Source organism: Scandinavium sp. M-37 (assembly GCF_043558715.1).
Taxonomy (GTDB): domain Bacteria; phylum Pseudomonadota; class Gammaproteobacteria; order Enterobacterales; family Enterobacteriaceae; genus Scandinavium; species Scandinavium vulneris_A.
In genome coordinates this window covers 63,891-71,339 of sequence record NZ_JBIGIN010000023.1, presented here as the reverse complement: position 1 = coordinate 71,339, position 7,449 = coordinate 63,891, and the positions used below count along the sequence as shown (strand labels likewise).

Below are 7,449 nucleotides of genomic sequence, written 5' to 3'. Positions count from 1 at the left end.
GTTTTAACAAATCAAAAGGGGTTTTGATAACTGGCTCAAAGCTGAAAGCTTTACGGAACCCCCAGCCTAGCTGGGGGTTTTCTGTGCACAAAAAAACCGGCGGTTTGCGCCGCCGGTTCCTGAAATGGCTTCAGATTTACTTCTGCGTAGGATCGAACTTCACGGCGTCAATTGCCATTTCATCAATCACCGCTTTCAGCGTTTCCGCCGTCACTGGCGTATTTTCATTGGCCAGGTCTTCCCCTTCACCTTTTCGCACAACCTTAATAACCGGCTTATTGGTTTTCGGATCGATAAGTTCAGCTTCAAAGTAAAGGCTGGTGTCCATGGTACGGTGTCCGGTCGCCATCTGGGTTCCCGCCACCACTAATGCCACCGGCACGACTTCATAGAACTGCAACCCTTCTTCACTCCGGTCGACCCCGGTAATCGCACCACGGAATATCAGGCTGCGCGGGCCTGCGATGGTGGTCAGTGGTTTCTTCTCGGCGATCGCTTTTTTCAATTCCTGGTTGGTGTAATTCAGGATCTCAGACATTGCCTGTTCGCCAAACTGGGTCGTTGGCTTTGGCACCGGATAATAAACAACCGGGTTATAAACAACATTATCGAAATCCGCCGGATTGTAATTCGGGTCAATCCAGCGCAGTTCCGGTTTGCCGGATGCAGACGTTGTTTCCTTAAGGTCGGAATATTTTTTCAGAAAGCCAGAATACTTCTCCGGCGAGGCGATTTTTGAAGCACATCCCGTTAACGCGATCATGCCCGCAAGTGCGGCCACTTTAAATAAAGTTTTGCTACGCATAAAAGAGTCCCTGTAAAAGTGCAATTGCGGGCTCTTTATAACAAAGCGACCTTACTCTTGTTGTGGGAAAAAAAGCGATTGCTAACAGATTCGGAATTAAATTTGCACCCACCGAAAATGGCAGGTGCTGGAAAGCTTATTTCATGTCGACCGGATAGAACAAGTGCTTGCCAAACGGGTCGATTTCATAGCCGCTGACGTTTTTACGCACCGGTTCAAAAATCGTGGAGTGGGCAATCATCACCGCAGGCATTTGGTCGTGCATCATCTGCTGCGCCTGTTGATAAAGTTCGGTCCGTTTCTGCTGATCGGTTATCGATTTCGCTTCAGCAATCAGCTTATCAAACGGCGCGTAGCACCATTTGGCCGAATTCGAACCCCCGTCCGCCGACTGGCAGGTAAACAGCGGGCCGAAGAAGTTATCCGGATCGCCGGTGGCCGTGGTCCAACCCATCAGCGCCGCCTGATGCTCACCGTCTTTCACCCGCTTCAGGTATTCGCCCCACTCGTAGGTGGTAATGGTGGTTTTCACGCCAATGGCAGCCCAGTCGGCCTGGATCATTTCCGCCATCCGTTTGGCGTTCGGGTTATAAGGCCGTTGTACTGGCATCGCCCACAAATCGACGGTCATACCGTTGGCAAAACCGGCCTCTTTCAGCAGCGCTTTGGCTTTCTCAGGGTCGAAATCATAATCTTTCAGCGCGCTGTCAGCGCTCCATACCCCTGGCGGCAGCAGGTTTTTCGCCGCGGTGCCGGTGCCGTGGAATACCGCGTCGATGATGGCCGGTTTATTGATAGCCATCGCCAGCGCCTGACGCACCTTAACGTTATCAAACGGCGGCTTTTGGGTATTGAACGACAGGAAGCCCGTGTTCAGCCCGGCCTTGCTCATCAGGTTGATGTCTTTGTTCTCTTTCATGCGCGGCAGATCAGCCGGGTTCGGGAATGGCATCACCTGACACTCGTTTTTCTCAAGTTTGGCATAACGTACCGAGGCATCCGGCGTGATGCTGAACACCAGCCGGTCGATTTTGGCTTTGCCTTGCCAGTATTCCGGGAACGCGGTGAACAGAATGCGTGAGTCTTTTTGGTACTGCGCCAGCTTAAACGGTCCGGTGCCAATCGGGTCCATATCGACGCGCTCCGGCGTGCCCGCCTTCATCATCGCATCGGCGTATTCACTCGACAGAATCGAGGCAAAATACCACGCCAGGTCAGCCACAAACGGCGCTTCCGGATGTGCCAGCGTGAAGCGCACGGTATGATCGTCAACCTTATCAATCGAGGTGATCAGCTTGCCAAACTCCAGGCTTTCGAAATTCGAATAGCTGCCGCCGGAGACCTTGTGGTACGGGTTGTTTTCGTCCTTCTGACGCATGAACGAGAAAATGACGTCGTCAGCGTTGAAATCGCGGCTTGGCTTAAAATATTTGTTGCTCTGGAACTTCACGCCCTGACGCAGATGGAAGGTGTAGACCTTCCCGTCTTCGCTCACCTCCCAGCTCTCGGCGAGGCTTGGCACCAGCTCCGTGGTGCCCGGTTTGAAATCCACCAGACGGTTGTAAACCGGCACCGCGCTGGCATCCACGCTGGTTCCGGAGGTATATAACTGCGGGTTAAAGTTTTCAGGCGATCCTTCCGAACAGTACACCAGCGTTTTCGCCGCCACGGCGGAACTTACCGTCAGGGCAACCGTCGCCAGCGCCAGCGTTGTCAGTTTGCTTTTCATGTCCATTTCCTGTTTCTTATTAGTCAGCCTTCAATAGATAACATCAAAAACTCACTGCAAACACCTGATAACACGAATAAAGAAGGAATCACTATGTCTTCGCCGCTCGCCAGTCAATTAACCCAACGCTTCTTCCGCTACCTGGCGATCACCAGCCAGAGCGACGCCAGCGCCACCACCTTACCGACCACCGTCGGCCAACATGAGATGGCGCGAACGCTTGCCAAAGAGCTGTCCCAGCTGGGTCTGGACCACATTGAAATTGATGAACACGCCACCGTCACCGCCGTGAAAAAGGGCAACGTGCCGGGTGCGCCCCGCGTCGGTTTTATCACCCATATCGATACCGTCGACGTGGGATTGTCACCGGATATTCATCCACAGATCATACGTTTTACCGGTCAGGATCTCTGTCTCAACGCAGAGAAAGACGTGTGGCTGCGGGTCGATCAACATCCGGAGATCCTCGCCTATCCGGATGAAGAGATTATTTTCAGCGACGGCACCAGCGTGCTCGGAGCTGACAATAAAGCGGCGGTAACAGTGGTGATGACGCTGCTGGAAAACCTGACGGTGGAGCATCGTCATGGCGATATCGTGGTGGCGTTTGTGCCGGATGAGGAAGTGGGTCTGCGCGGGGCCAAAGCGCTGGATCTGGAACGACGCTTCAACGTCGATTTTGCCTGGACCATCGACTGCTGCGAGCTCGGCGAAATCGTGTATGAGAACTTCAACGCCGCGGCGGCGGAAATTCGCTTCACCGGCGTGACCGCGCACCCGATGTCGGCCAAAGGCGTGCTGGTTAACCCGCTGTTAATGGCCACGGATTTCATCAGCCACTTCGACCGGTCAGAAACGCCGGAACATACCGAAGGCCGCGAGGGGTACGTCTGGTTTAACGGCATCGATGCGGGGCAGAGTTATGCCGTCCTGAACGCCAGCATTCGTGATTTCGACCTGGCCAGTTTCGAGCGTCGTAAACAGCAGATTGGCGACGTCGCCGGGAAGATTGCCGCGCAGTATCCCACGGCAAAAGTGACATATCAGATTAGCGATACATACAGCAACATCAGCAATGCTGTAGGTGAAGACAGGCGCGCAATCGACCTGATGTTTGAGGCAATGGAAAGTTTGGGCATCACGCCGAAACCGACGCCGATGCGCGGCGGCACCGACGGCGCGGCGCTGTCAGCTAAAGGGCTACTGACCCCGAACTTCTTCACCGGCGCACACAACTTCCACTCGAAGTTTGAATTTCTGCCGCTGAAATCGTTCGAGGCCTCGTACAACGTCGCCCTTCAGCTCTGCCTGCTCGCGGCGCGTTAAGCGGGTTTACGCGCAAGCAGGGTGGCAAAACGCAGCTTGATGCGATTGCCGTTGGCGTCGGTGCGGTGTAATTCGCCGACGTCTTCGTTGTAGCGGTCAAACTCCCAACCTGCGTAATACCCTTCCAGCTCGCCGCGTTTGAAGGCAAACGGGAAACCGACGGTGCACGGATAATCGTCGGTATCCATCGCCGCCACAATCAGGTTCCAGCCGCCAGGGCGCGTGCAACGCTGCATATTGGCGATGAGCCCCGGAATGGTGTTGGCCTCGAGGAACATTATCACCACCGTCGACAGAATAAAATCGTACTCGCCCTCAAAGCTCAGGCCGTTGAGATCGACTTCCTTCGCCTGCAGATTTTCCAGCCCTTCTTCCTGACGAATGCTTTCCAGCCTGGCGATGGACATCGGGTTTTTATCCCATGCGCTCACCGTAAAACCGTTCGCCGCCAGATACAGGCTGTTACGCCCGTTGCCGCAGCCTAAATCCAGGGTTTTGCCCGGCGCAATTCTGCTCGCCGCATGCAGCACTTCGGAATGGGTACGTGTCAGACCGTATTTCTCGGTGAAGTAATTTTCATCGCAGCGGTTCATCGTGGCTCCTGGTTTGATATCGGTATCATTTTAAAGGTGCATTTTAAAGGAATCTTAAGGGTCGCGTCATGGAGATTCTTTGCTACGTTTATGTTAAGCCCCCGTAACGAGAAGAGTGATGAACAAGTATCGTCTCAGCGACACCTCACGTGCATACCGCTATCAGCAAGATGGCGAGAAAAAAAACGTCACCCTGTGGCAAATCATCGCCTTACGCGATTTTGCCGATGTGTCGGCGGGCAGCGCAGGCGGCTGGATTGAGACTGATAGCGCCCTCAGTCAGCAAGGCGATTGCTGGATTTACGACCACAACAGCGTGGTATTTGCCGACGCGCGTGTGACCGGCAACGCCCGCGTGACGCAGGCCTGCACTCTCTCCCATGGCGCGCTGATAGAGGACAACGCCTGGCTCGATAACGCCACGGTGACCGATCGGGCGAGAATAAGTGACAACGTCATGGTTCAATGTTCGCGGGTGCGCGGGGAATGCCATCTGTTTGGCGATGCGCGGATTTTGAATGAGTGTGACATCATCGCCGCCATCGGCCTGACCCGCGACAGCACACAGCATCTGCAAATCTACGACCGGGCCACCGTCAGCCGCTCACGGGTGGTGCATCAGGTGCAAATCTACGGCGACGCGATTGTCGATCAGGCGTTTATTGAGCATCGGGCGGAAGTGTTCGATGCCGCACTCATTCAGGGCAACGAAGAAAATAATGTCTGGATCTGCGACTGCGCCAAAGTGTACGGCAACGCCCGGGTGGTCGCCGGTCAGGGTGAAGACGACATCCCTACGCTGCGCTACAGCTCGCAGGTGGCGGAGAACGCGGTGGTAGAAGGCAACTGCGTGCTGAAGCATCACGTCCTGGTCGGCGGTCACGCCTGGCTGCGCGGCGGGCCGATTCTGCTGGATGATAAAATTCTGGTCGAGGGTCACGCGCGGATCAGTGGTGACGTGGTGATTGAGCACCGGGTCGAAATCTGCGGCAATGCGGTGATCGAAGCCTATGGCGACGACGGCATCCATATTCGCGGCCCGAAAGTGATCAACGGCGATGAGCGTGTCACCCGCACCCCGCTGCTCGGCTCAATCTGACACTTCATCCATGATGCGGGCGTAAATGTTCTGGTCATGATAGTGGCCGTTGAGGAACTCCGCCTGCTTCAGGCACCCTTCCAGGGTAAAACCGTTGCGCAGCGCCACCTGGTTGCTGCGTTCATTCTCCACCCGACACTTGATCACAAAGCGCCGCACTTCGCCCTGTTGGGCGTAGTAGTGCATAAACGCCGCCAGGCAACGGCTGATAATTCCCTGCCCCTGATGCGCTTCATCCAGCCAGTAACCGATATACCCCGCCTTGTTCAGCGGTTCGATCGAATTGAACGACAGCACGCCAACCAGCGTTTCGCGCTGCACGATCAGGAACATTTTGGCATAGCCGCGCTGGTGCAGCAGTCGGTTGCTGAGCATATTTTGCCGGGTGTCCTCTTCGCTGCCGACAAACTGCGGCCAGTTCAATGAGTGCTGTAGCCAGTGGCGGTTTTTAAGAACCAATTGGTGCAACTCTGAAACAAAACGCTCATCGGCGGCATGCAACATTAGCTCCGGCGTGACCTGAATTATCTCATCCTGTAGCGCTTGCTCGGGGATCATCATGGCTCCTTATGGCACTCTGTTTGCACTAAAATAATGCACCAATACCTTGCATCCCGCGTACCGTGCGGCTTTGCTGGCTGGCACGCCTCTTGCTTTATCCCTTTGTAACCCAAAGGAGAGACAACAAGATGAAAGCAATCGTGATTGGTGGTGGCATTGGTGGCCTCTCTGCGGCCATCGCCCTCAAGCAGTGCGGCATTGAAACCGACGTTTATGAGGCTGTGAAACAGATTAAACCGGTTGGGGCCGCCATTTCAATCTGGCCAAACGGCGTTAAGTGCCTGAACTGGCTGGGAATGAAGGAGCCACTGCGAAAATTAGGGGGGCCTATGGAGTATATGTCCTATCGCGATTTCCGCCATAACCAGACCATGACTCGTTTCAGTCTCGCCCCCCTGGTGCAAAGCGTCGGTGAGCGTCCGTGGCCGGTGGCCCGTGCCGGGTTGCAGGAGATGCTGCTGGACACCTACGGCCGCGAGGCGGTGCAGTTTGGTAAACGCGTGGTCAGCGTGGAATCCTTCGCTGACGGCGTGCGGGCGACCTTTGAGGATGGACACACCGCCGAAGCTGACCTGTTGGTTGCCGCCGACGGCACGCACTCCGCCATTCGTTCTTGGGTGATAGGCTACCAGACCGAGCGCCGGTATGCGGGTTACGTCAACTGGAACGGGCTGGTGACCATCGACGAAGACTTAGCCCCCGCCAATCAGTGGACCACCTGGGTGGGCGAAGGCAAACGCGTGTCGCTGATGCCCGTCGCCGGGAATCGCTTCTATTTCTTCTTCGACGTGCCGCTGGCGAAAGGGTTGAACGAAGACCGCACCACCGCCCGCAGCGATTTGCAGCGCTATTTCCGCGGCTGGGCCGACCCGGTGCAGAAGCTGATTGCGCAGATTGACCCGCAGACCACCAACAGGATTGAAATTCACGATATCGAACCGCTGGAAACCCTGGTGCGTGGCCGCGTGGCACTGCTTGGAGACGCCGGACACAGCACCACTCCGGACATTGGTCAGGGCGGGTGCGCAGCAATGGAAGATGCGGTGGTGCTGGCGATGACGCTACAAACCCATTCGCTGGGGATTGAGGATGCCCTGTTGCGTTACCAGGAAAAACGCGCCTGGCGGGTGAAGGATCTGGTGCTGAAAGCGCGAAAACGCTGCGACGTCACCCACGGGAAAGATATGCAGGAAACCAAAGCCTGGTATGCCGATTTGTACCATGAAACCGGGGATCGCATTTTAGCCGGGATGCGTGAAACGATTGTCGGCGGGCCGTTGGGGTGAATCACCTTGTGTCGCCCGGCGGCGCGGCGGTTGCACGGGCCTGCAACAAC

7 protein-coding genes are annotated in these 7,449 nt (G+C 55.7%); 3 read left to right on the top strand and 4 right to left on the bottom strand.

All coding sequences use genetic code 11. The features are described from left to right. Positions 1-136: 136 nt before the first annotated feature. Both ACG0Z5_RS16580 and ACG0Z5_RS16575 read right to left on the bottom strand, forming a co-directional pair. On the bottom strand, positions 137-805 hold the full coding sequence (locus tag ACG0Z5_RS16580; RefSeq protein ID WP_394449386.1) for a DUF3313 domain-containing protein: 669 nt from the start codon (positions 803-805) through the stop codon (positions 137-139). Between the two features lie 136 nt (positions 806-941). Next, positions 942-2,534, bottom strand: a complete 1,593-nt coding sequence (locus ACG0Z5_RS16575; protein WP_394449383.1) for an ABC transporter substrate-binding protein — start codon at positions 2,532-2,534, stop codon at positions 942-944. 93 nt (positions 2,535-2,627) lie between these two features. On the opposite strand from ACG0Z5_RS16575, the gene pepT reads away from it, so the two are divergent. Next, on the top strand, positions 2,628-3,860 hold the full coding sequence (pepT, locus tag ACG0Z5_RS16570; protein WP_394449380.1) for a peptidase T: 1,233 nt from the start codon (positions 2,628-2,630) through the stop codon (positions 3,858-3,860). Here the strand turns inward: pepT and tehB are convergent. Continuing rightward, positions 3,857-4,453 (bottom strand): tellurite resistance methyltransferase TehB, encoded by a 597-nt coding sequence (gene tehB, locus ACG0Z5_RS16565; protein ID WP_394449377.1) that lies wholly within the window; start codon positions 4,451-4,453, stop codon positions 3,857-3,859. The two genes, pepT and tehB, sit on opposite strands and share 4 nt — an antisense overlap. Positions 4,454-4,571: 118 nt before the next feature. On the opposite strand from tehB, the gene ydcK reads away from it, so the two are divergent. Further along, positions 4,572-5,552, top strand: coding sequence for a YdcK family protein (gene ydcK / locus ACG0Z5_RS16560; RefSeq protein WP_394449374.1), 981 nt, complete (start codon positions 4,572-4,574; stop codon positions 5,550-5,552). Here ydcK and rimL read toward each other — a convergent pair. Beyond that, positions 5,544-6,110, bottom strand: coding sequence for a 50S ribosomal protein L7/L12-serine acetyltransferase (gene rimL, locus ACG0Z5_RS16555; RefSeq protein ID WP_394449395.1), 567 nt, complete (start codon positions 6,108-6,110; stop codon positions 5,544-5,546). The genes ydcK and rimL overlap by 9 nt on opposite strands. Before the next feature lie 131 nt (positions 6,111-6,241). Here rimL and hpxO point away from each other — a divergent pair, with 131 nt between their 5' ends. Then, positions 6,242-7,399, top strand: coding sequence for an FAD-dependent urate hydroxylase HpxO (gene hpxO, locus ACG0Z5_RS16550; protein WP_394449371.1), 1,158 nt, complete (start codon positions 6,242-6,244; stop codon positions 7,397-7,399). Positions 7,400-7,449 lie beyond the last annotated feature (50 nt).